This is a genomic window from Deltaproteobacteria bacterium (genome assembly GCA_020848745.1).
Classification (GTDB): Bacteria; Desulfobacterota; Binatia; order UTPRO1; family UTPRO1; genus UTPRO1.
Genome location: JADLHM010000102.1, coordinates 1 through 22,455, shown reverse-complemented (window position 1 = coordinate 22,455; position 22,455 = coordinate 1). Strand labels below are relative to the sequence as shown.

Sequence of the window (22,455 nt, the reverse complement as noted above, 5' to 3'; positions counted from 1 at the left end):
GGCGGCATTTATTGGATATCGCTGCCGCCCGATTGCGACGGCGATGGTGCGCACGGGATCCAGGAACACGTCGGTGGCCGGAGCGCTGACGGCGATTCTGATGGCGGTCGGCCTGGTGGTCGCCGCCGGTCAGCGGCTGCGGACGTCGCCGTTCGCTTTGGATTGGGCGGCCGCGCGCGCCGGCGTCACAACGGTCTTTGCCCGTACCGGCCCCGCCGCGCTCGTCACGTGGCTCGCGCTCGGCGCGGCGGTGCTCGCGCTCGCGCGCCGGCTTCGCCGTCGCGGCGGCGGCTGGGGGCCGTCGGAGTCGCTTGCGGGCGCGCTGATCCTGCTCTGGACCGGCAGCTACCTGGCCATGCTGAGCCTCGGACCGCTCGGGCTGTACCGTCCTCTCGTCGCACGCCTCGGGCTCGCCGCGATCGTCGTCGCGGCGGTCGCGACGGGCTCAGGCACGGCGCCGCCGTGGGGCGCGCGGCCGGGACGGCCGGTCGCGCTCCTCGCCTTCGCGCTCGTGGCCCCGAGCCTCCTCCTCCTGCAACTCGCCTCCCCGGTCTCGCCCTTCATGGACGTGCTCCCCTACGTGGCGTCGGTCCAAAAGGTCGTGACCTTTCGTTTCTACGACGCCTTCGCGAACGACGCCGCCGGGCTGTGGGCGCCGACGCGTCAGGTGGGTGGCAGCGACGCGTTTTTCTCCTGGGTGAGCCTGGTCGGCGGCGTTCCCGCCTCGCTCGGCATCACGTCGACGATGGTCGCGCTCGGAGGCTTCCAGATCCTCGCGATCTACCTCCTCGGCCGCACGGTCGGCGGCAGCCTGACGGGGGGCTTCGCGGCCCTCTTCCTCCTGCAGACGTTCGTCTGGCGTCGGACGGCGGACGCGCGCGGCACCGCCCTTGCCTTTCCGCTCGTCGCCGCCGGCTTGGCGCTCTTGCTGCAAGGACACCGCGAGCGGCGACCCGGCAAGGCCGCCGTCGGCGGGGCGGGCCTCGGGATCGCCGTGACGGTGAATCCGCTGATCGGCGCGCTCGGGCTTCTCGTTGCCGGCTGCGCGGCGGTGGTCGAGATGATCGATCGCCGCCACGGCTTCGTGCTCTTTACGGCGGTGTTCGCGGGTGCGGTCGCGCTCGCGCTCCCGCAGGTGGCGATCGGGCTCGCGTACGCGACGCCGCTCTGGGCCCGTGCGGTGATCGCGACGGTCGGCGCCGCCGTGCTCGCGGCGGTGGCGCGGCGCCCGATCGGCGACCGGCCGTGGCCGCGCGCGAGCGCTTGGGCGAGCCTCCTCGCGGTGGTACCGCTGCCGGCGGTCGCGCTCTGGCTGCACGCCCGGCGGCAATCGGACTTCTTCACCGACGACTGGCACGAGTACGCGCTCCTCACGATGCTCGGCGGCCTCGGGCTCCTGGCGGGGGCCGCGCTCGCCTGGCGCGACCGTCGCCGCGCGCCGGCGACGGTCCCGGCGCTCGCGCTCTGGGTCGGCGTCGCGGCGCACGCGCTCGCCGATCCGGCGCGCTTCCAGGGTACGCTCGAGATGCGATCGATCGCCTCCGAGGTGACGACCAAGATGGTCTATTACTGGGCGCCGTACTGGCTGGCGCTCGCGGCCGGCATTCTCTTCGCGGTCCTGGCGCGTCGCCTCGGCCGGACGGCGGCGCTCGCGATGGTGCTCGTGCTCACGGTGTACCCGCTGCGCCAGGTGAAGGAGCACCTCGACTACGACGCGTCCGGCCTCTCGATCGCCGAGAGCATCGGGTTCAACCTGGGGAACGCGGCCCGCGGCTACTTCTCGGGCTACCCGGATCGGCGCTGGGTCGCCGACCGGCACTGGGACGTGGTGAACGGGGCGCTCTTCGGGGAGATCGCGGCGGGACGCCTCGATTACTACGGCCATGTACTGCACGTGACGCAGTCGACGGGCATCGAGGCCGCACTCGCGACCGGCGTGTCCGTCGACCTGGTGACGCCGCGCTGGGATCCGAACAGCATCTGGACCGTCGGCGGCCGCAGCCGCGGGCTCGATGCGGTCGCCGGGCTTCTCGCCGCGCGCCCGAAGTACGTGCTGCTCGAAGACTATCCGCGCGAACGCTTCGGCGGATTGCTCGCCTACGACGTGCTCGCGAGCGCGCCGCGCCTCACGCTGCTGCGCCTCCGCGGCGACTGAGCACCGCTGTCAGGAGGCCGCCGCCGGCGCGGGCGCGAGGCTCTTCGAGCGGTAGAGCCGGACGCCGTCGGCGGCGTAGATCTCGTCGTACTCACGGAAGGCGTCGCTCGGGAGGGGCGCCATGCGGTCGAAGAGCCGTGTCGCGTTCTTGGTGTGCTCGTGCACGACCACGTACGGAGGACGCTCGGCGAGGCGCGCGAGGAACTGCTCGGCCGGGCGCAGGCGGCCGCCCGCGATGCTGCGGTCGAAGAGGTATCCGGCGACGTAGCCGTCGGAGTTGATGCCGGTGTAGAGCGCGAAGACGACGTTGTCCTGATAGAGGAGGATGTACGGGCCGAGCTGCACGACGTGCGTGTCGAGCGTGATGCGGCCCGCCGCGACCTCGGCGCGCAGCACGTCGGCGAGGGCGAGCTCGGCCGGACTCTGCGCCCAGCGGCGATGCCCGGTCGCGCCCCAGTAGCCGCACTTCGCCAGCTCGAGCTGATATCCCCACGCCTCCACGATCGCGTGCTGGTGATAGTTCGGGTCGGGGTGCTCGTGGCTGTCCTTCCAGGGGATCAGGAGGATGGCGAGCACCGCGTAGGTCGCGAGGCGCAGTGAGACGCGCTCGGCGCTCCACGCCGCGAGGCAGGCGGTCGGGAAGATCAGGACGTACGGCAGCCAGTAGTCGATCTTGTGGTAGAAGTCCTCGACCGCCGTTTGCACCTTGCCGTCGCTGAAATACGTCCACCACTGGCGCGAGACGTAGTCGAGGCCGATGCCGAACAGGAGGGCGACGACGACCGGCGCGAGCTGCACGCGGCCCCGGGTCCGGTCGAGCCAGAGCATCGCGAGCAGGCCGGCGCAGGCGCCGAAGTAGAGGGTCGGCAGACGCTCCCACTGGACGACGAGCACCTCGAACGGCGGCGCGTGCCGCACGAGGAGCGCGACGCCGGCGAGCGCGAGACCCCAGCGCAGCCAGCGCCCGAGCCAGAAGTCGCGGTCGGGCCGCTGCGCGAGCGCGCGCGCCGAGGCCACGGCCAGTCCGATCGCGGCGATCTGCGCCAGGGGCAGCGCGGGATAGGGCAACGCGGCGCGGAGCCCGATCGCGATCTCGGGCAGCGCGAACAGGGAGGCGGCGGCGAGCAGCCCGACGCCCGCCGCGAACGCTCCCGCCTGGCCCGCGAGCAGCCAGAACACGACCGAGCCGGCGGCGACGAACATCCCGAAGAAGCCGATGATCGCGTGCGACGCGACCGCGGTCCCGAGGAGCAGCGCGGCGAGCGCCTGACGCGCCGGGACGCGGCGCCGATCGAGCAGCAGGCCGAGGCCGGCGCCGACGAGCGCGAACGTGACCGAACGTCCGTGCATGTACGCGACCACGCGCGGGAGCACGGTCGCGAAGAGGAAGAGCGCCGCCATACCGCCGGCGACGTCGCCGCCGATCGACTTCCCGAGGCGGTAGGTTCCGAGCACGAGCAGCCCGACCATCGGCACCATCGACGCCGACTGTGCGAGCACGGCCGGATCGGTGAAGGTGGCGAGCGCGACGAGGGCGTAGAGGAGCTCGGTTCCCGGGCACTGCGAGGCCGCGTCCCAGTATCCGTAGGGATCGTTGTCGAACGGGAGGTAGCGTCCGAAGGTGACGATGCGCTGCGCCGACGACGGCGTCGCGAGCACGTCCATGAACGGCGGCACGGGCGCGCCGAGCTGGAGGAGCAGCATCGTCGGGAGGATCAAGAGGAAGGCGAGCAGTGCGAGCCGCGTACCGGGCGCCGGTGCGCGCCGCGCTACCGCGGGCGGGCCGAGGCGCCAGAGCGCGGCGGCGACGGCGGCGAGGCCGAGCCAGACGGTCCAGCCGCGGAAGAGGCCGACCGGTCCGAGGAGGTTCGCGACGAAGTACGCGAGCATCCAGATCCCGAAGGCGCCCCCCACGGCCGCATCGAGGCGTCCGAGGCGAGGCTCGAGCCGCAGGAGCAACGCCGCGAGGAGCCCGCCGGCGAGGAGCCAGAAGGACCACACCTTGAGGGTGGCGAGGAGGGTGCGCGGCAGGACCTCCCAGAACTCGGGCCAGAAGTGCTGCCGGAAGATGTGCTCGGCCGGCCCGCCGTCGAGCAGCGCCAGCCCGGTGCCGATCAGGAGGAGGACAACGAACGCGTCCGGGAGGGATCGCATGCCGCCAGGGATCCTCACGGCCCCGTGGCGTCACACATTTCGCTCGCGATGTCGACGAGAATCACCGACGGTCGTTCCCGCGCTCACCGGCCGCGACCGCGATCACCGCCATCTCGTCGCCGGGATTGAGGGGAAAGTTCACGCGGTCGGCGAGCGCGCGCGGCACGAGCATGCGAGCGATGCGGCTCGGAAGCTCGCCGTAGGCGGCGGCCTTCTCGATCGCCACTCCCAGATTGCGGAAGCGACCGATCGACTGGACGTGCTCGACGCGGAGCCCCGCGGCCTCGAGGGCGCGGCGCATCGTCCGGCGATCGAAGTAGACGACGTGCTCGTTCGGCTTGAGGTGCAGCCACGACGCCCGCGTGAGCCGCGCCATGGCGGAGCCGATGTCCGGCGTCGAGATGAAGAGGACGCCGCCGGGGGCGAGTAGCGAGCGCACGATGCGCAGGGCGCCGACCGGATCGATGAGGTGCTCGAGGAAGTCGTTCATGGCGACGACGTCGAAGGTCTGGCCCCGTAGCGCCGGGTGTGGGAACGCGCCGTCGATGACTTCGAGGCCGCGGGCGCGGCAATGGGCGACCGATGTCGCGTTGATCTCGAGGCCGACCGTCATCCACCCGCGCGCCCGAGCGGCCACCGAGAAGGTCCCCGGACCGCAGCCGAGATCGAGCAGCCTGCCCGGCTTCCGCCAGCGCTCGATCAGAGCGATCCGCGCGCCGAAGGAGCGCTCGTCCTGCGCCTCGGTGCGCACGTAGTACGCGGCCGGCGAGATGACCTGATCGCCGTAGAGCCGTTCGAGGTCACCGACCGGCAGGCGCGGGTTCACGTAGACGAGACCGCAGCCGCCGCACCGGACGATCGCGAAGCCGTCCTTGCTGACGAACGGCGCGTCGTCGCGGCTGCCGCAGAGCGGACAGGCGACGCGCTCGAGCTCGGCCGGTGCGCTCACGACGTGCCCGCCCGCCTCAGAAGAGACGTCCGAGGTTCAGGAGGTTCAGCGAGACCGTCCACCACGCGTTGATGACGACACAGGCCAGGATGAGGGCGACGTGCCAGGGGCGGATCGGCCGTGCGGTGTCGAAAACGAACGCGACGACGAGAAGCAGCGCCAGCCACGACCACGGGCGCGCCTGCGCCCAGGGCGCGAACCACACGGCGACGCCCGCGACCAGCGACGACAGGATCCACGCGAGCCGGCCGCGGATCGGGTGCGCCGCGTCGCGCAAGCGCTGATCCATGCCGCGGATCGTGAGGACGGTGAGCGGCGCGTAGAAATCGAGCGCGAAGCGGTAGCCGAGCTGGGTCATGCCGGTGCCGCCGAACTGGAAGAGGATGCCGAGGAAGAGCAGGATGCCGACCCAGCATCCGAGGGTCCAGCGATCCCAGGGCGCCTTGAGCGCGTAGAGGAAGGCCGGGGTCGTGTACCACCACGAGAGGCCGCCGACGCCCGAGAGGATCCACGGATATTCGTCGTAGAAGAGCGGCTTGGCGTTGAACAGCACGTAGATGTGGCCCGGCCAGTACGACCAGTGCATGAGCCCCTTCGGGAACAGCGGATCGCCCTTGCCCTTGTGGATCAGGACCTCGTAGGCGGCGTTCCCGAAGACGCCGAAGCGCGCGTAGTTGTACGCGGAGTTGAGCGCCAGTACCGCGACGATCGGCAGGGCGAACGCCACGAGCCAGCCGAGACGCGGCCGCGGCACGATTTCGTCGGCGCGCGGGTGGAGCCAGCGGCTCGCGAGCGGCACGAGCGCGAACGGCATGGCGACCAGCGTCTCCATGCGGCACCAGAAGGCGAACGCGAGGCAGGTGCCGATCAGCAGCGGGCGGGCCTTGCCGAACCACTCCCAGACGATGATCCACAGGAACATCCCGTGCACGATCTGGGCGAGGTACCAGACCGAGCCGATCGTCGCGTGGTACCAGTGGATGCTGCCGAAGGCGAAGAGGATCGCGCCGAGATTGGCGGCCGCGCGCGAGACCGGGACGCGCCCGAGCGCGAGGCGCGCGAAGACCGTCGCGAGCGCGCCGCAGGCGATCGAGAGGCCGGTCTGGAACCAGCCGAACGGCAGCTCCCAGCCGCCGTTGCGGGCGACGAGCCAACTTCGCAGGGGCTCGCGCTCGGCGATCCAGAGAAAGGGCGCGATCAGGATCGCCGGCGTCGGCGGGTTCGTGAAGTAGGCGCGGCCGTTGTACTCGGCCATCTCGAGGTGCGGCGGCCGTTCCGGGAGCGATAGGCTCCCGTGCAGCAGCGCATCGGCGAAGCGGCTGTACTGGTCGTAGGCGGTCGGGCCCGGACAGGTGAGCCAGTAGACGAGGACCACCGCGAGGAAGAGCCAGAGCGCGTCGCGCGCTCCGTGGGCTTCAGGCGTCGTCGGGCGCGCGACGCCGCCGAACGCCGTCATCGGAAACGCCGCGGCCGGCGCCGCGGGCGTCGGCGCCGGGAAGGTCACCCGCGCGCGACGACCTCGAGCGTGCGGAAGAAGTACGCGATCTCGACCGCGGCCGTCTCCGGGGCGTCCGAGCCGTGCGTGGCGTTCGCCTCGACGCTCTGCCCGAGGTCCTTGCGGATGGTGCCCGGCGCCGCCTTGGCGGGATCGGTGGCGCCCATGAGGTCGCGCCAGCGCTTGATCGCCTCGTCGCCCTCGAGCGCCATCACCATGACGGGGCCCGAGCACATGTATGCGACGAGGCTGCCGAAGAACGGCCGCTCCTTGTGGACGGCGTAGAAGCCCTCGGCGTCCGCCTTGCTGAGCTGGAGGAAGCGCGCCGCCGCCACCTGCAGACCGCTCTGCTCGATGCGGCGGATCACCTCACCGATCAGGTTCCGCTCGACGGCATCGGGCTTCACGATCGCCAACGTTCTCTGTCTCGCCATTGCGACGTCTCCTCGAAACGAAATGGATGCCGGGTCAGCGGCCGAGCGCCGCCGCCATGGTCTTGCCGAGCTCGGCGGCGCTCTTCACGACGCGTGCGCCCGCGGCCTCGAACGCCTTCATCTTGTCGGCGGCCGTGCCGGCACCGCCGGCGATGATGGCGCCGGCGTGGCCCATGCGCTTGCCCTTGGGCGCGGTCTGGCCGGCGATGAAGACGGTGACGGGCTTGGTCACGTGCCGCTCGATGAAGGCCGCGGCCTCCTCCTCGGCGCTGCCGCCGATCTCGCCGATCAGGATGATGCCCTCGGTGCCGGGATCGTCCTGGTAGAGCCGGAGCACGTCGATGAAGCCGGTGCCGATGATCGGGTCGCCGCCGATGCCGACGCACGTGGACTGGCCGATGCCGAGCTGGGTGAGCTGGTGGACGGCCTCGTAGGTGAGCGTGCCGCTGCGCGACACGACGCCGACGGTGCCGGGCTTGTGGATGTACCCCGGCATGATGCCGATCTTCGCCTGACCGGGCGTGATGAGGCCGGGGCAGTTGGGGCCGACGAGGCGGGTCTTCCGGTCCCGCAGGAACTGCATGCAGCGCACCATGTCGAGCGTCGGGACGCCCTCGGTGATGCAGATCGCGAGCGGCATGCCGGCGTCGGCGGCCTCCATGATGGCGTCGGCGGCGAACGGCGGCGGTACGAAGATCAGCGAGCAATCCGCCCCGGTCTCCTTCACGGCCTGCTCGACGGTGTCGAAGATGGGGAAGCCTTCGAAGTTGGTGCCGCCCTTCCCCGGCGTGACGCCGCCGACGACCTGGGTGCCGTACTCGCGGCACGCCTTGGCGTGGAACTGTCCCGTCGCGCCGGTGAGTCCCTGGACGACGACGCGCGTGTTGCGATCGACGAGAATGCTCATTGAGCGCCTCGCTTGGCGGCGGCGACGGCGAGCTTGGCGCCCTCGGCCATGTCGGCCGCCGCTTCGATCGCGAGGCCCGACGATTGGAGGATTTCCTTGCCGCGGTCGACGTTGGTGCCCTCCATCCGGACGACGAGCGGCACCGAGAGGCCGACCTCCTTCGCCGCGGCGACGACGCCCTCGGCGAACACGTCGCAGCGCAGGATGCCGCCGAAGACGTTGATGAAGATGGCCTTCACGCTGGCGTCGGAGAGCAGGATGCGGAAGGCCTCCGCAACCTTCTTCTGGTCGGCGCCGCCGCCGACGTCGAGGAAGTTCGCCGGCTCGCCGCCCGCGTGCTTCACGATGTCCATGGTGGCCATCGCGAGCCCGGCGCCGTTCACCATGCAGCCGATGTTGCCGGAGAGCGCGATGTAGCTGAGGTCGTACTTCGCGGCCTCGGTCTCGCGCGGGTCCTCCTCGTGGACGTCCCGGTACTCGCGGAGGTCGGCGTGGCGGAAGAGCGCGTTGTCGTCGAGGCTCACCTTGGCGTCGAGCGCGACGAGCTCTCCGCCCTTGGTGACGACGAGCGGGTTGATCTCGACCATCGAGGCGTCGCACTCGTGGAAGGCGCGCGTCACGGCCGTGAAGAAGGCGACCGCCTTGTTCACGAGCTCCTTCGGCAGCCCGAGGCGGAACGCCAGGCGGCGGCCCTGGTACGGTGCGAAGCCGACGGTCGGGTCGATCGTCTCGTGGAAGATTTTTTCGGGCGTCCGTGCCGCGACTTCCTCGATCTCGACGCCGCCCTCGGGCGACGCGATGATTCCGACCTTGCCGGTCGCCCGATCGACCACGACGCCGAGGTAGAGCTCGCGCGCGATCTCACAGCCGCTCTCGAGGAGGACCTGGCGGACGATCCGGCCGTCGGGCCCGGTCTGGTGCGTGACCAGCGGCTTCCCGAGGAGGCCCTTCGCGAACTCGGCCGCTTTCTCCGGGTTCGGCACGACCTTCACCCCGCCCGCCTTGCCGCGGCCGCCGGCGTGGATCTGCGCCTTCACGACGACCGTACCGCCGAGCTTCTTCGCGACCTCGGCCGCCTCCTCGGGCGTGCGGGCGACGCCGCGCTTCAGCACGGGCACGCCGTAGCGCTCGAGGATCTCCTTCGCCTGGAACTCGTGGATGTTCACGGGGGTTCAGGCCTTCAGAATCTTGTCCATCGCGGAGACGAGCTCCTCGACGTGGCTCACGGAGACCGCGAACTCCTTCTTCTCGCCGTCGGTGAGCTCGAGCTCGATGACGCGCTCGACGCCGCCGCCGCCGATCAGCACCGGCACGCCGACGTAGAAGCCCTTCACGCCGTACTCGCCCTCGAGGAGCGCCGCGCACGGCAGGATGCGCTTGCGGTCCTTCAGGTAGGCCTCCGCCATCTGCACGGCGGCCGAGGCCGGCGAGTAGAACGCGGACCCCGTCTTCAGGAGCGCGACGATCTCGCCGCCCGCCTTGCGGGTGCGCTCCTCGATCGCCTTCAGGCGGTCTTCCTTGATGAGCTTCGCGACCGGGATGCCGCCGACGGTGCAGGCGCTCCGGACGGGCACCATGTCGTCGCCGTGGCCGCCGAGCACGATCGCCGCGACGCTTTCGACCGAGACCCGGAGCTCCTCGGCGACGAACGTCCGGTAGCGCGAGGAGTCGAGGACGCCGGCCATGCCGACGACCTTGTTCTTGGGAAAGCCGGTCACCCGCTTCATCTGCGTGACCATCGCGTCGAGCGGGTTCGAGACGACGATCACGAAGGCGTTCGGGGCGTGCTGCTTGATGCCCTCGGCGACGCTCGTGATGATCTTGGCGTTGGTCGCGAGGAGATCGTCGCGGCTCATGCCGGGCTTGCGCGCGAGACCGGCCGTCACGATGCAGACGTCGGCGCCGGCGATGTCGGCGTAGCTGTTGGTGCCGGTGATGCTGGCGTCGAAGCCCTCGATCGGACCCGACTCGAGGAGATCGAGCGCCTTCCCCTGCGGCATGCCTTCGACCACGTCGAAGAGAACGACGTCGCCGAGGTGCTTGAGCACGCAGAGGTGCGCGAGCGTGCCGCCGATGTTCCCGGCCCCGATGAGGGCGATCTTCTTCCGTGCCATCGCTATCCTTCCATGTTGGTGATGATCGCCGTGCCGAACTCGGAGCACTTGAGCAGCGTCGCTCCCGGCATCTGGCGTTCGAGATCGTAGGTGACGGTCTTGGCGGCGATCGTGCGCTCGAGGCCCTTCACGATCAGTGTGGCGACCTCGTTCCAGCCGAGGTGCTCGAACATCATGACGCCGGAGAGGATCACCGAGCCCGGATTGATCTTGTCCTGGTTGGCGTACTTCGGCGCGGTGCCGTGCGTCGCCTCGAAGACCGCGGCGCGGTCGCCGATGTTGGCGCCGGGCGCGAGCCCGAGGCCACCGACCTGCGCCGCGCAGGCGTCGGAGATGTAGTCACCGTTCAGGTTCGGCGTCGCGAGTACGCTGTACTCGTCGGGACGGAGCAGCACTTGCTGGAACATCGAGTCGGCGATGCGGTCCTTCACGATCACCTTGCCGGGGATCGCCGACTTGCCGCCCGCGTCGTCCTCGAGCACGATCGTGTCCGCGAACTCGGCCTTGGCGAGCTCGTAGCCCCAGTCGCGGAACGCGCCCTCGGTGAACTTCATGATGTTGCCTTTGTGGACGAGGGTGACGCTCGGCTTCCCGTGCGCGATAGCGTAGGCGATGGCGCGGCGCACGAGCCGCTTCGAGCCGAAGGCCGAGATCGGCTTGATGCCGACGCCCGATTCGGGACGGATGTCCTTGTCGAGCCGCGTGCGCACGAACTCGATGAGCGCGTCGGCTTCCTTGCTGCCCGCCTTGAACTCGATCCCCGCGTACACGTCCTCGGTGTTCTCGCGGAAGATCACGACGTCGAGCTTCTGCGGTTCCTTCACCGGGCTCGGCACACCGGTGAACCAGCGCACCGGACGCACGCAGGCGTAGAGGTCGTGTACCTGGCGGAGCGTGACGTTGATGGAGCGGATGCCGCCGCCGACGGGTGTGGTGAGCGGGCCCTTGATGGCGATCTTGTAGTCGCGGATGACGTCGTTGGTCTCCGTGGGGAGCCACTCGTCCTTGCCGTAGAGCGCGCACGACTTCTCGCCGGCGTAGATCTCCATCCAGGCGATCGCGCGCTTCCCGCCGTAGGCCTTGCAGACGGCCGCGTCGAAGACCCGCTGCGAGGCCTTCCAGATGTCGGATCCGGTGCCGTCGCCCTCGATGAAGGGGATGATGGGACGGTCCGGAATGCGCCAGGCACCGTCCGCTCCGACCTCGATACGCTTGCCTTCGGATGGGACTCGGACGTGCCGGTAGACGCTCACCAAAGACCTCGCAGTGTGACGTAGAGTGCGGAAAGACCGCGGGGAAACGGGGGCGGACACTAACGAGTCGACCCCATGGTGTCAACGCGCAGCGGCATGACGGGCGCCGCGCGCGCCGGCGTCGCGCGACACGGGACGAGGTCGCGTCGCCGGCGCGGTGCGGGCGCCATCGCTGCCGGGGTCGCCTTGACCCTCCGCGGAGGCGTTCCTATAACCCGCCGCCATGCGGATGCACGTGCGGGTGGTGGTGCTCGTCGTCGCGACGGCGACGCTCGTCGGATGCGGCGGCGACAACCTGGAGTTCTGCGACGGCTGCGGGACGCCGACGCCGACGCCGACGCTGACGGCGACGCCCACGCAGACCGAGAGCGAGGCGACCCCCACGACGCCGGCGCCGTCGATCACGCCGACCGGTCCGTTCGGGACCTGACGCGATCGACTCGGGCGACGGTCGCCCCTCTCACGAAGACACGGCGACGACCGCGATCGATCCCGACGGCACGTAGAGGCGGCGCGCGCCGCCGCCGAGCGCGCGCACGACGCGCGCGAGCGACGCGCCGAGCCGGGGAAAGCCCGAGGCCGCGCGGGCGGCGAGGAAGTCGAGCCGCGCGTACTGTCCGGCCGGCACGACGGCCTCGAGACGAAACCCCGCGCTTTCGAGCGCGCGCCGCAGCGTCGTTTCCGAGAAGAGCACGACGTGCTCGGGGAACTTGAGCGAGACCCACCGCCGTCCCTGCAGGCAGGCGAGCCAGCTCCCGGCGTTCGGCGTCACGGCGAGCAGCGCCCCGCCCGGCCGGAGCGCCGCGCGCGTCTTGGCGAGCGCCGCCACCGGGTCGGGGAAGTGCTCGAGGCAGTCCTGCATGCTGACGACGTCGAAGTAGCGCTCGGGGACCTCCGCCTGCTCCCAGGTCCCGACGACCACGCGCGCGCCGAGCGGGGCGCGCGCCGCCGCCTCGGCGGAGCGCTCCACGATCCACCGCTCGGGGAAGCGCGCGGCGGCGACCTCGGCGAGGTAGCCGTAGCCGGCCCCGACGTCGAGCAGGCGTCCGCTTCCGACGTGGCGATCGACGAGCGCGAGCCGGCGGCGGAACGTGTCGCGCGCGTCGTCGGCGGCGCCGGCATAGTCGCCGTAGCCGGTCGCGTGCGCTGCCGCGCTCGCGAAGTAGCTCGCGTCGTAGAGGCGCGCGAGCGTCGCGGGGCTCGGCGCGGGGTTCAAGTACCAGAGCCCGCAGGCGCGACAGCGCACCATGCGGTAGCCGTGCGCGGCGACTTCGGGAGTGTACGCATCCGAGCCGCAGAGCGGGCAGGCGTGCGGCGCGCCGTCGGCGACCACCTCCGCGTAGAGCCCGGCGCGCATCTTGCGCCGCACGCGCCAGAGGTCGCGCGCCATGCGCAGGCTGTCGCGCACGAGGCGGATGCGCGAGTCGTCGTTGTGGGTGAGGCGCACCGGGAAGCGCCGCACCGTGTAGCCCTGCTGCAGGGCGGCCGTCAGGATCTCGAAGTCGAAGCCGAAGCCGTCGATCGTGCGGACCGCGAAGAGCCGGCGCGCGATCTCGGTGCGGAAGAGCTTGAGCCCGCACTGCGAGTCGCGGAACGGGAGCCCGAGGGCCAGGCCGGTGAGCCACGACAGCGTCCGCCCCGAGAGCAGCCGCAGCGCGCCGTAGCCGCGGTTGATCTCGGACTCCGCGAGCTCGCGCGCGCCGATGGCGAGGTCGGCCTCGCCGGCATCGAGCGCGGCGAGCATGGCGCGCAGCTGCTCGAGGTCGTACGGGCAATCGGCGTCGGTGAACGCGACGTAGAGGTGGCGGGCCGCCGCGACGCCGGCCGCGACGGCCGCGCCCTTGCCGCGGTTGGCGGAGAAGCGGATCACCCGGAGCGGCACCGGGCTCGCGAAGCGCTCGGCGACCGCGCTGGTGGCGTCGCGCGAGCCGTCGTCGACGACGATGATCTCGCTGGTCGCCGCGAGCCGGGGCAGCGCCGCGGCGGCGTGGTGCAGCGTCGCGGGGAGGCGCTCCGCTTCCTCGTACGCCGGCACGACCAGCGAGAGGGCGATCGGCGCGGACATGGATGTCCCTCCGGCGCCGATCAGCCCTGCCCGCCCGTCTTCTGGTTGACGATGCGCTTGGCGGCGGTCGAGACCGTGGCGGAGACGTTCTTGCTCTTGGCGAGCATGCGCACGTCGCGCTCGTTCAATCCGCTCAGGAACCGCAGGGACAGGACGAGGGGCGTCTTGGGATTGGTCACGAGGCCGACCCGGACCTGGTAGTTCTTGGTCCATTCCCGGCTCTCGCCGATCGTGCGCAGGAGCTCGTCGTCCGCGCTCCGGTTCTTGGCGATCGCGATGATCTCCTCGTCGCCGATGCGGGGGTTCTGCAGCACGAAGCGGCGGATCATCTTGTTGGCGTCGCGGATCAGGAGCATGCGCGCGTCGCGGTTGCCGCGCAGCGCGAGCTTGATCTTCTCGGAGACCGTCATGGTCTGGAGCTGCAGGAGGAGGCTCGACTCGACCGCCTTCCCGGGCGCCGGGTCCTCCACCAGCGCTTCCGGGACCACGATCCCGTCGGTTCCCGCCGCGACGGCGGCCGCGATGCCGGCTTCGTCCTGCATGCGGGTCGCCTACTCGCTCGCGTGCGCCACGCCGCGCTGCTCGCGCACCTCTTTGATGACCTTCTCGGAGAGATGCGGCGGCACCTCCTCGTAGTGCGCGAAGCCCATGTGGAAGTCGCCGCGGCCGCTCGTCATCGAGCGCAGGTCGGGGGCGTACTTCAGCACCTCGGCCATGGGCACCTCGGCCCGGATCACCTGGTGCGGCGGCTTCGGATCGACCCCGAGGACCCGCCCGCGCCGCGAGTTCAAGTCGCCGATGACGTCGCCCATGCATTCGTCCGGCACCGTCACCTCGAGCAGCATGATCGGCTCGAGCAGCACCGGGCGCGCCTTCGCGAGCGCGTCCTTGAAGCCGAGCGACGCCGCGATCTTGAATGCCATCTCCGACGAGTCGACGTCGTGGTACGAGCCGTCGAAGAGCGTCACCCGGAAGTCGACCACCGGCGAGGCGGTGAGGATGCCGCGCGGCATGGCTTCGCGGATGCCCTTCTCGACCGCCGGGATGTACTGTCGCGGGATCGCTCCGCCGACGATCTCGTCCACGAACTCGAAGCCGCCGCCGCGCGCCAGCGGCTCGATCTTGATCCAGGTGTCGGCGAACTGGCCGCGGCCGCCCGACTGCTTCTTGAGCTTGCCCTGCGCCTCGGCGCGCGCCTTGATGGTCTCGCGGTAGGGCACCTTCGGCGCCTTCAGCTCGACCTCGACGCCGTACTTGCGCTTCAAGCGCTCGACGACGACCTCGATGTGGAGCTGCCCCGAGCCCGAGACGATGATCTCCCGGCTCTCGGCGTCGCGCTCGATGTGGAGCGCCAGATCCTCCTCCATCATCTTGTGGAGGGACTGGGTCGCCTTCTCCTCGTCGGCTTTGCTCTTCGGTTGGGCGGCGAAGGACATGACGGCCTCGAAGGTCGGGAGCTTCGGCAGGAGCACGGGCGCCTTTTCGTCGGCGAGCGTGTCGCCGGTCGCGGTGTCCTTCAGCTTGGCGACGGCGCAGATGGCGCCCGCGACGGCGCTCGGGATCGGTGCCTGCTTCTTGCCCTCGAGGCACAGGAGCTGACCGAAGCGCTCCTTCGAGCCGTGGCTGGTGTTGAGGACGGTCGAGTCGCTCGTCGCGCGGCCGGAGACGACGCGGAACACGGAGAGCTTGCCGGCGAAGGGATCGTTCACGGTCTTGAAGACGAAGGCCGCGAACGGCGCGCTCGGGTCGGGCGCCCGCTCGGCCGGGTGTCCCGTCTTGGCGTCGATCGTCTCGATCGGCGGCAGGTCGGCGGGCGACCCGAGCAGGTCGACGGCGGCATCGAGCACGGCGTGGACGCCGATACCGTGGGCGGCCGTGCCGACCAGCACCGGCAGGAGCGTCCCGGCGAGGACGCCGAGGCGGAGGCCGCGGCGGATCTCCTCTTCGCCGAGCTCGCCGCTCTCGAGATAGTGCTCGAGCAGCGCATCGTCGGTCTCGGCGACGGCTTCGAGGAGGCGGTCGCGGTGCTCGGCGGCCGCCGCCTGCAGGTCGCCCGGGATGGCGCCGGCCTGCGGCGCGGCGAACTCGCTCGGCGCCGTCATGGCCTTCATGGTGACGAGATCCACGTAGCCCGCGAGGCTCGTCGTCGCGCCGATCGGGATGGCGATCGGCACCACCTTCGCGTCGATCACGCGCGCCACCGGCGCGAGGGCCTCGGCGAGGTCGGTCTCCTCGCGGTCGAGGCGGCTCATGTAGCCGAGGCCGGGCACGCCGAGTTCGCGACACCAGCGCCACACGCGCTCGAGCTCGACCTTCACCTCGCCGTGCGGGGACAGCACGAACACCGCGCCCGTCACCGCCGCGAGCGCCGCCCGCGTCTCGGCGAGGAACGCGGCGTAGCCGGGCGTGTCGACGATCGTGATCTCGTGCTTGCGCCAGGGGACGTGGTGGATTCCGGTCGTGATCGAGGTCTTGCGGCGGACCTCCTCGGGCTCCACGTCGAAGAGCGAGGTGCCGTCGTCGGTACGGCCGAGGCGGGTCGTGCCCCCGGCGGCCAAGACCATCGCGTCCGCGAGCAGGGTCTTGCCGACCCCGCCCTGCCCGACGATGCCGATGTTGCGGATCCGTGCGACCTCTTCGGCGGCCATGCGATCCTCCGTGCGGCGTTGGCGGTGCTACTGGTTACGACGATGAATGAGCCGGAGCCCTTCCAGGGTCAAGAACTCGTCGAAGGCTTCGATGGTCGTCGACTCGGGGGCGAGCATGGCGGCGAAGCCGCCGGTGGCGATGACGCGCGCCTCGGCGCCGATCTCGTCGCGGATGCGCGCCACGAGCCCGTCCACGAGCGACACGTAGCCGTAGACGATGCCGGCCTGGATGGCGTGGACGGTGTTCTTGCCGACGACCTTCGGCGGCCGCACCAGCTCGACGCGCGGCAGCTTGGCCGTGCGCGTGACGAGCGCGTCGAGCGAGATGCCGAGGCCGGGCGTGATGACGCCGCCCAGGTACTCGCCTTTCGCCGACACGCAGTCGAACGTGGTGGCGGTGCCGAAGTCGACCACGATGCACCCCTTGCGAAAGCGCTCGAAGGCGGCGACGGCGTTGACGATGCGGTCGGCGCCGACCTCCTTCGGGTTGTCGTAGAGGATCGGCATGCCGGTCTTGACTCCCGGGCCCACCACCAGCGGCTCGGCGTGGAAGTAGTCGCGGCAGAGGTCCTCGACGACGGTGGTCATCGGGGGCACGACCGAGCAGACGATGATGGCGCTCTTCTTCGGGATGGGCAGCTCGGAGGCGCGGTAGAGGTTCCACAGCAGCACGCCGTACTCATCGGACGTGCGTCCGGGATCGCTCAGCACCCGCCAATGCCGCACGAGGCGGTCGCCTTCGTAGACGCCGACGACGGTGTGGGTGTTGCCGACGTCGATCGCGAGCAGCACGCCGCTCATCTCCCCTCCTCCTTGCCGGTTCGGGCGACCATCCGATACCCGTCCACGATCGAGACGTCGCCCGCCATGACCCGCTCTTCCCCCTCGGCTCCGTCGAGGACGAGCCGGCCGCCGGCGTCGATGCCGCGGACCGTGCCGGTGCTGCGCCGGCCCGCGCACGCGACCGTCACCGTGCGCCCGGTGAGGCAGGAGTACGACTCCCACTCCGGCGCGAGCGCGGCGAAGCCCTCGCCAACGACGCGATCGTAGACGGCCTCGAGCGTCGCGCACAGGTCGGCGGCGAACCGCGGACGGTCGACGCGGACGCCGGTCGCGAGCAGCGCCGACGTCGCGGTGCCGCGGAGCTCGGGGGGAAACGCCCGCGCCGAGGCGTTCAAGTTGACGCCGATGCCGAGGACGACGCTGCGGATGCGATCGACCTCCGCGTCCATCTCGGTGAGGATGCCCGCGATCTTCTTGCCGTCGAGGAGGCAGTCGTTCGGCCACTTGATCGCGACCCGCTCGGGCGCAAGGCCCGGCAACGCGCGGAGCGCGCGCGTGACCGCGACGGCCGCGGCGAGCGCCAGTTGCGGGGCGTCGGCGGGCGCGAGCCGCGGCCGCAACACGAAGCTCGCGTAGAGGTTCACGTGCGCCGGCGAGACCCAGCCGCGGCCGAGGCGGCCGCGGCCGGCCGTCTGACGTTCGGCGAGCACCAGCGTTCCTTCGGGGGCGTCCTCACGCGCGAGCGCCGCCGCGCGCAGGTTCGTCGAATCGATGGTCTCGAAGCACTCGAGGCGTCTGCCGAAGCGCTCGGTGGCGAGGTGCCGCTCGATCTCGGCGGGCAGCAGGCGATCCGGCGCGGCCGTGAGCGTGTAGCCGCGCGCCCGTCGCGAGTCGATGCGGTACCCCGCCGCGCGCAGCGCCTCGACGTGCTTCCAGACCGCGGCGCGCGAGATGCCGAGGGTGTCGGAGAGCGCCTCGCCCGACACCATCGGCGCGCGCCGCAACAGGTGAAGGATGCGCTCGGCCGTGTCCATGGCGGGGATCAGGCGGCCGCGGTGATCCGCAGGTGCAGGGGAACGGCCGGCGCCGAGTGGGTGAGCGCGCCGACCGAGATCCGGTCGGCGCCGGCGGCGGCGTACGCGGCGACGTTCGCGAGCGTGATGCCGCCCGAGACCTCGACGGGCACGCGCCCCTTCACGAGCCGGATGAGTTGCGCCGCCTGCTCGGGCGTCTGGTTGTCGAGAAGGACCGAGTCGGCGCCGGCAGCGAGGGCCGCGTCGAGCTCGGGGGCGCTCCGGCACTCGACCTGGACGCGCAGCGCGGCGGGCGCACGCCCGCGCACGCGCGCCACGACCGCGCCCGTGCCGCCGCCGAGGGCGATGTGCGTGTTCTTGATGAGGAGGCCGTCGTCGAGGCCGAAGCGATGGTTCACGCCGCCGCCCATGTGGACGGCGTGCTTCTCGAGGAGGCGAAGGCCCGGGAGCGTCTTGCGCGTGTCGACGATCGCCGCGTTCGTCCCGTGGACCGCGTCCACGAAGCGCCGCGTGAGCGATGCGACGCCCGAGAGGTGCTGCAGCAGGTTCAGCACTACGCGCTCGCCGGCGAGGATGCCGGCCGCGGCGCCCGCGATGCGCACGACCGGCGTCTCGACGTCGCCGGCGGCGGCGCCGTCGTCGACCAGCACCTCGACCTGCAACGTCGGATCGACGCGCGCGTAGGCGATCGGCGCCAGGAAGAGTCCGGCCACGACGCACGGCTCTTCGGTCGTGATGGTGGCGGTCGCGCGGAGCCCGGGCGGCAGCGCGGCCGCGGTCGTCACGTCGCCGCGGCCGATGTCCTCCGCGAGCGCCGCCGCGACGAGGCGGTGCGTCGACGGATGGCGCGCGAGCGCCGCGACGCGGGCGGCGATCTCGGGGTCCCTCGTCACGCCTCCACCGGGGCGGCCCACTCGGGATCGCGGACTTCGAAGGCGGCGGTCGGGAGGGTGTCGTTCGGCACGAGCGCGTGACGCTCCACCCGCGCCGAGCGCAGCACGTCGTCCTGCACCGTCGCGAGCATGGCGAGCGTGTCGGGGTGGGCCGCGAGGTCCACGCGCGCGACGCCGCGCCCCGGCGAGACCCCCGCCTCGGATTTCGACTTGTTGATCGCCGCGAGGCAGGCGACCGCGACGTCGAAGCATCCCGCGTCGCGGGGCGGCACGATCGCGTCGAGCTCGGCGACCGTCGGCCACGGGGCGCGGTGGATGCTCGGGTGGCCGGTCTCGTCCGCGAAGACCCAGGACCAGACCTCGTCGGTGACGTATGGCAGGACCGGTGCGAAGAGCCGCAGGAGCACGCCAAGCCCGAGGCGGAGCCCCGCGATGGCGGAGCCGCCCGCGTCGTCGCGGGCGCGGTGCTTCACGAGCTCGAGGTAGGTATCGGTGAAATCGCGCCAGAAGAACGACTCGGTGTCCTGGAGCGCGTGCGCGTAGTCGAACGCATCGAAGGAGGCCGAGACGCGCGCGACGAGATCACGCAGGCGCGCGACGAAGGCGCGGTCGAGCTCGACGTCGATCGGCGCCCGTGGCCCCGACTGCGCGAGGACGAACTTGCCGGCGTTGTAGAGCTTGGTGACGAGGCGCTTCCCGATCTTCAGGACCTTTTCGTCGAAGGCCGTGTCGGTGCCGAGCCGCGCGCTCGCGGCCCAGTAGCGCACGCCGTCGGCGGTGTACTGGTCGAGCAGGTGCATGGGCGTCACGACGTTGCCCTTGCTCTTCGACATCTTCTTGCGGTCGGGGTCGAGGATCCAGCCGGAGATCACGACGTGGTGCCACGGCACGCTCGCCTCGTGCAGCATCGCCTTGGCGATCGTGTAGAACGCCCAGGTGCGGATGATCTCGTGGCTCTGCGGACGGATGTCGGCGGGGAAGCGCGCCGCGTGCCGGGCCGGGTCGAGGAGCCAGCCGGAGCCGATCTGCGGCGTGAGCGAGCTCGTGAACCAGGTGTCGTAGACGTCGGCCTCGGCGGTGAAGCCGCCGGGCTGGTCGCGCTGCTCGCTCGTGTAGCCGGGCGCCACGTCGACGGTCGGATCGACCGGCAGGCTCGCCGCGGGCGCCACGATCGGGCGGTCGTACGCGGGCCGGCCGCCGGCATCGAGCGGGTACCAGACGGGGAACGGCACGCCGAAGTAGCGCTGGCGGCTCACGCACCAGTCGACGTTCAGGTTCTCGGTCCAGTTGCGGTAGCGCAGCCGCATGAAGTCGGGATGCCAGCGGATGCGGTCGCCGATCGCGAGCAGATCCTCCTTCTTGTCGAGCAGGCGCACGAACCACTGGCGCGTCGAGATGAACTCGAGCGGCCGGTCGCCCTTCTCGAAGAACTTGACGGAATGCTCGATCGGCTTCGGCTCGGCGCGCAGCGGGGGGCGTCCGGTGTTCGTGGCATCGTTGGTCGCGTCGCGCAGCATCTCGACGATCGCCTGGCGGGCGCCGCCCGTGCCCTTGCGGGCGATCGCGGCGTAGCGGGCGTTGGCGGCGCCGGGGTCACGGCTCGGGAAGGCGTCCGAGCCGAAGGTCACCGGGACCAGGCGGCCGTCGCGGCCGATGATCTGGCGGAGCGGCAGCCTCTGCTCACGCCACCAGACGACGTCGGTCGCGTCGCCGAAGGTGCAGACCATGAGGATGCCCGTGCCCTTTGCGGGATCCACGAGCTCGCTCGGGAAGATCGGCACCGGCACCTGGAAGATCGGGGTGAAGGCGCGTTTGCCGAAGAGATGGCGCCAGCGCGCGTCGCCCGGATGCGCGGTCACCGCGACGCATGCCGGCAGGAGCTCCGGACGCGTGGTCGCGATCGTGAACTCGCCGCCGCCCTCGACCCCGAACGCGACGTCGTGGAAGGCGCCGCGCGTCGGCCGATCCTCGACCTCGGCCTGCGCGACCGCGGTCTGGAAGTCGACGTCCCACATCGTCGGCGCCTCGACGCTATAGACGTGCCCCTTCTCGAAGAGGTCGCGGAAGCTCAGCTGCGCGAGATGGCGACACCGGGCGTCGATCGTCGAGTACTCGAGGCTCCAGTCGACCGAGAGCCCGATCCGCCGCCAGAGCGCCTTGAAGGCCTCCTCGTCCTGGCGCGTCAGCTCGAGGCAGAGGTCGATGAAGTTCGGCCGCGACACGAGGCGCGGCGGCTGCTTCAGCTCGGCCGCGGTCGCCGGCGCGAGACGCAGGTTCGGGACGTGCGCGGCGCGCGGATCGCACCGCACGTGGAAGTGGTTCTGGACGCGCCGCTCGGTCGGGAGGCCGTTGTCGTCCCACCCCATGGGATAGAAGACGTTCCGTCCCCGCATCCGCTGGTGGCGCGCGATGACGTCCGTGTGGGTGTAGCTGAACACGTGCCCGACGTGCAGCGAGCCGGAGACGGTCGGCGGCGGGGTGTCGACGACGAAGGTCTCCTCGCGGGGTCGCGCCGGATCGTGCGCGTAGACGCCGAGCCGGTCCCAGCGCTCGTGCAGCCGCGTTTCCACCTCCGTCGCCTCGAAATGCTTGGGGAGCTGCTCGGGATCGATGACCGGAACCGACGCGGACATTCGGCAGCAGATAGCAGAGGACCCCGGAAATCGCGACCCGGGCCACGATTCGGGGGGCGCGCCGCCGCGCGAGTTCGGTTAGAGTGGCGCGCCATGAGCGAGGCCCCGCCGCGCTTCGATCCGTCGGGTTTCACGAACGCGCCCTTCGTGCGGCGTGTCGAGAAGCCGTGGGGCTACGAGCTGCACTGGACGCCCGACGACCTGCCTTACGCCGGGAAGCTCCTGCACATCGACGCCGGCGCGCGGCTCTCGCTCCAGTTGCACGATCGGAAGCGCGAAAGCTGGCTCCTCTTGCGCGGTCGCGCCAAGGTCGTCTGGCAGGACCCGAGCGGCGAGCTCGTCGAGACGGAGCTCGCCCCCGGCATGGGCTATACGTGCGGCCTCGGTCAGGTGCACCGTCTCATCGGCATCACCGACTGCGACGTCATCGAGGCGTCGACCCCGGAGATCGGTACGACGTGGCGGCTCGAGGACGACTACACCCGCCCGCACGAGACCGAGGAGCAGCGCCGCCGCGAGCGCGGCGGACGGTGACCCCGGCCGCCGGGGGGACCGGGGCGAGATGAGCCGGGTGCCGGTCTCGAGGAGCCGGTGGCATGAACTTCCAGCGCTTCCCGCTCCGCACCTTCGGGCGACTCGCGGTCCAGCACGACAAGCACCACCGCTCGATGCGCTCGGGCAACTTCGCCTTCCTGACGCCGATCCCCGACACGCTCTTCGGCACCGCCGAGTAGCGGCGGCGCCGCCGCGGAGTGCCCGTGTCTCGCCAGTGCTGGCGCGCCCGGGACCGGCGGGCGGTGGCCGCGGCCCCCTCCGGGGACTACCGATCCAAAAAATGATTGACGGAACGCGCTGACAAATGTTACGCGGAGCGCGCCGATCCCGAGAACCAGTTCCGTCCGGCGCCGTGGTCTTGGCGCCGGATCACCACCTCCGGA

General features: G+C 71.2%; 19 protein-coding genes. 4 read left to right on the top strand and 15 right to left on the bottom strand.

Annotated features, from left to right (window positions below; translation table 11 throughout):
* Nucleotides 1-73 precede the first annotated feature (73 nt).
* Nucleotides 74-2,155 (top strand): hypothetical protein, encoded by a 2,082-nt coding sequence (locus tag IT293_15455; GenBank protein MCC6766053.1) that lies wholly within the window; start codon nt 74-76, stop codon nt 2,153-2,155.
* 9 nt (nt 2,156-2,164) lie between these two features.
* Here the strand turns inward: IT293_15455 and IT293_15450 are convergent, their stop codons facing one another.
* From IT293_15450 to icd, 8 genes are all read right to left on the bottom strand, one after another.
* Nucleotides 2,165-4,309, bottom strand: a complete 2,145-nt coding sequence (locus IT293_15450) for a hypothetical protein (GenBank protein ID MCC6766052.1) — start codon at nt 4,307-4,309, stop codon at nt 2,165-2,167.
* 61 nt (nt 4,310-4,370) lie between these two features.
* Nucleotides 4,371-5,258: a class I SAM-dependent methyltransferase gene (locus IT293_15445; protein ID MCC6766051.1), complete on the bottom strand. Its 888-nt coding sequence runs from the start codon at nt 5,256-5,258 to the stop codon at nt 4,371-4,373.
* 16 nt (nt 5,259-5,274) lie between these two features.
* Nucleotides 5,275-6,762: a hypothetical protein gene (locus IT293_15440; GenBank protein ID MCC6766050.1), complete on the bottom strand. Its 1,488-nt coding sequence runs from the start codon at nt 6,760-6,762 to the stop codon at nt 5,275-5,277.
* On the bottom strand, nt 6,759-7,187 hold the full coding sequence (ndk, locus tag IT293_15435; protein ID MCC6766049.1) for a nucleoside-diphosphate kinase: 429 nt from the start codon (nt 7,185-7,187) through the stop codon (nt 6,759-6,761). Before ndk ends, IT293_15440 begins: the two co-directional genes overlap by 4 nt.
* Nucleotides 7,188-7,221: 34 nt before the next feature.
* Nucleotides 7,222-8,094: a succinate--CoA ligase subunit alpha gene (gene sucD / locus IT293_15430; GenBank protein ID MCC6766048.1), complete on the bottom strand. Its 873-nt coding sequence runs from the start codon at nt 8,092-8,094 to the stop codon at nt 7,222-7,224.
* The gene (sucC, locus tag IT293_15425) at nt 8,091-9,260 is read right to left on the bottom strand and encodes an ADP-forming succinate--CoA ligase subunit beta (protein ID MCC6766047.1); all 1,170 of its coding nucleotides are present in this window, start codon (nt 9,258-9,260) and stop codon (nt 8,091-8,093) included. Before sucC ends, sucD begins: the two co-directional genes overlap by 4 nt.
* A 6-nt stretch (nt 9,261-9,266) precedes the next feature.
* A complete protein-coding gene (mdh, locus tag IT293_15420) occupies nt 9,267-10,208 on the bottom strand; it encodes a malate dehydrogenase (GenBank protein ID MCC6766046.1) in 942 nt (313 codons plus the stop codon).
* A gap of 2 nt (nt 10,209-10,210) precedes the next feature.
* Nucleotides 10,211-11,461, bottom strand: coding sequence for an isocitrate dehydrogenase (NADP(+)) (icd, locus tag IT293_15415; GenBank protein ID MCC6766045.1), 1,251 nt, complete (start codon nt 11,459-11,461; stop codon nt 10,211-10,213).
* A 223-nt stretch (nt 11,462-11,684) separates the two neighbouring features.
* On the opposite strand from icd, the gene IT293_15410 reads away from it, so the two are divergent.
* Nucleotides 11,685-11,891, top strand: a complete 207-nt coding sequence (locus tag IT293_15410) for a hypothetical protein (GenBank protein ID MCC6766044.1) — start codon at nt 11,685-11,687, stop codon at nt 11,889-11,891.
* Nucleotides 11,892-11,921: 30 nt separating this feature from the next.
* Here IT293_15410 and IT293_15405 read toward each other — a convergent pair whose 3' ends face one another.
* The 7 genes from IT293_15405 to valS are packed head-to-tail and all read right to left on the bottom strand — an operon-like array spanning nt 11,922 to nt 21,517.
* The gene (locus tag IT293_15405) at nt 11,922-13,526 is read right to left on the bottom strand and encodes a glycosyltransferase (protein ID MCC6766043.1); all 1,605 of its coding nucleotides are present in this window, start codon (nt 13,524-13,526) and stop codon (nt 11,922-11,924) included.
* A gap of 20 nt (nt 13,527-13,546) precedes the next feature.
* Complete coding sequence (locus tag IT293_15400; GenBank protein MCC6766042.1) at nt 13,547-14,068, bottom strand: hypothetical protein; 522 nt, start codon at nt 14,066-14,068, stop codon at nt 13,547-13,549.
* Between the two features lie 9 nt (nt 14,069-14,077).
* Complete coding sequence (fusA, locus tag IT293_15395) at nt 14,078-16,174, bottom strand: elongation factor G (GenBank protein MCC6766041.1); 2,097 nt, start codon at nt 16,172-16,174, stop codon at nt 14,078-14,080.
* 27 nt (nt 16,175-16,201) lie between these two features.
* Entirely contained in the window at nt 16,202-16,966 is a 765-nt protein-coding gene (locus IT293_15390) for a type III pantothenate kinase (protein ID MCC6766040.1), read from the bottom strand.
* Between the two features lie 5 nt (nt 16,967-16,971).
* Nucleotides 16,972-17,991: a biotin--[acetyl-CoA-carboxylase] ligase gene (locus IT293_15385; protein MCC6766039.1), complete on the bottom strand. Its 1,020-nt coding sequence runs from the start codon at nt 17,989-17,991 to the stop codon at nt 16,972-16,974.
* Between the two features lie 8 nt (nt 17,992-17,999).
* A complete protein-coding gene (gene nadC / locus IT293_15380; GenBank protein MCC6766038.1) occupies nt 18,000-18,866 on the bottom strand; it encodes a carboxylating nicotinate-nucleotide diphosphorylase in 867 nt (288 codons plus the stop codon).
* Nucleotides 18,867-18,880: 14 nt separating this feature from the next.
* Entirely contained in the window at nt 18,881-21,517 is a 2,637-nt protein-coding gene (valS, locus tag IT293_15375) for a valine--tRNA ligase (GenBank protein MCC6766037.1), read from the bottom strand.
* Between the two features lie 93 nt (nt 21,518-21,610).
* On the opposite strand from valS, the gene IT293_15370 reads away from it, so the two are divergent.
* Together IT293_15370 and IT293_15365 are read left to right on the top strand one after the other, a co-directional pair.
* Nucleotides 21,611-22,051, top strand: coding sequence for a cupin (locus tag IT293_15370; protein ID MCC6766036.1), 441 nt, complete (start codon nt 21,611-21,613; stop codon nt 22,049-22,051).
* A gap of 62 nt (nt 22,052-22,113) precedes the next feature.
* Nucleotides 22,114-22,251, top strand: coding sequence for a hypothetical protein (locus IT293_15365; protein MCC6766035.1), 138 nt, complete (start codon nt 22,114-22,116; stop codon nt 22,249-22,251).
* Nucleotides 22,252-22,455: the final 204 nt, after the last annotated feature.

Bases quoted from the DNA above. Each gene is read 5' to 3' on its own strand.
- IT293_15450 (MCC6766052.1), bottom strand. From the start codon at position 4,309: ATGCGATCCCTCCCGGACGCGTTCGTTGTCCTCCTCCTGATCGGCACC.
- ndk (MCC6766049.1), bottom strand. From the start codon at position 7,187: ATGGCGAGACAGAGAACGTTGGCGATCGTGAAGCCCGATGCCGTCGAG.
- sucD (MCC6766048.1), bottom strand. From the start codon at position 8,094: ATGAGCATTCTCGTCGATCGCAACACGCGCGTCGTCGTCCAGGGACTC.
- mdh (MCC6766046.1), bottom strand. From the start codon at position 10,208: ATGGCACGGAAGAAGATCGCCCTCATCGGGGCCGGGAACATCGGCGGC.
- IT293_15410 (MCC6766044.1), top strand. From the start codon at position 11,685: ATGCGGATGCACGTGCGGGTGGTGGTGCTCGTCGTCGCGACGGCGACG.
- IT293_15405 (MCC6766043.1), bottom strand. From the start codon at position 13,526: ATGTCCGCGCCGATCGCCCTCTCGCTGGTCGTGCCGGCGTACGAGGAA.
- IT293_15400 (MCC6766042.1), bottom strand. From the start codon at position 14,068: ATGCAGGACGAAGCCGGCATCGCGGCCGCCGTCGCGGCGGGAACCGAC.
- fusA (MCC6766041.1), bottom strand. From the start codon at position 16,174: ATGGCCGCCGAAGAGGTCGCACGGATCCGCAACATCGGCATCGTCGGG.
- IT293_15385 (MCC6766039.1), bottom strand. From the start codon at position 17,991: ATGGACACGGCCGAGCGCATCCTTCACCTGTTGCGGCGCGCGCCGATG.
- valS (MCC6766037.1), bottom strand. From the start codon at position 21,517: ATGTCCGCGTCGGTTCCGGTCATCGATCCCGAGCAGCTCCCCAAGCAT.
- IT293_15370 (MCC6766036.1), top strand. From the start codon at position 21,611: ATGAGCGAGGCCCCGCCGCGCTTCGATCCGTCGGGTTTCACGAACGCG.
- IT293_15365 (MCC6766035.1), top strand. From the start codon at position 22,114: ATGAACTTCCAGCGCTTCCCGCTCCGCACCTTCGGGCGACTCGCGGTC.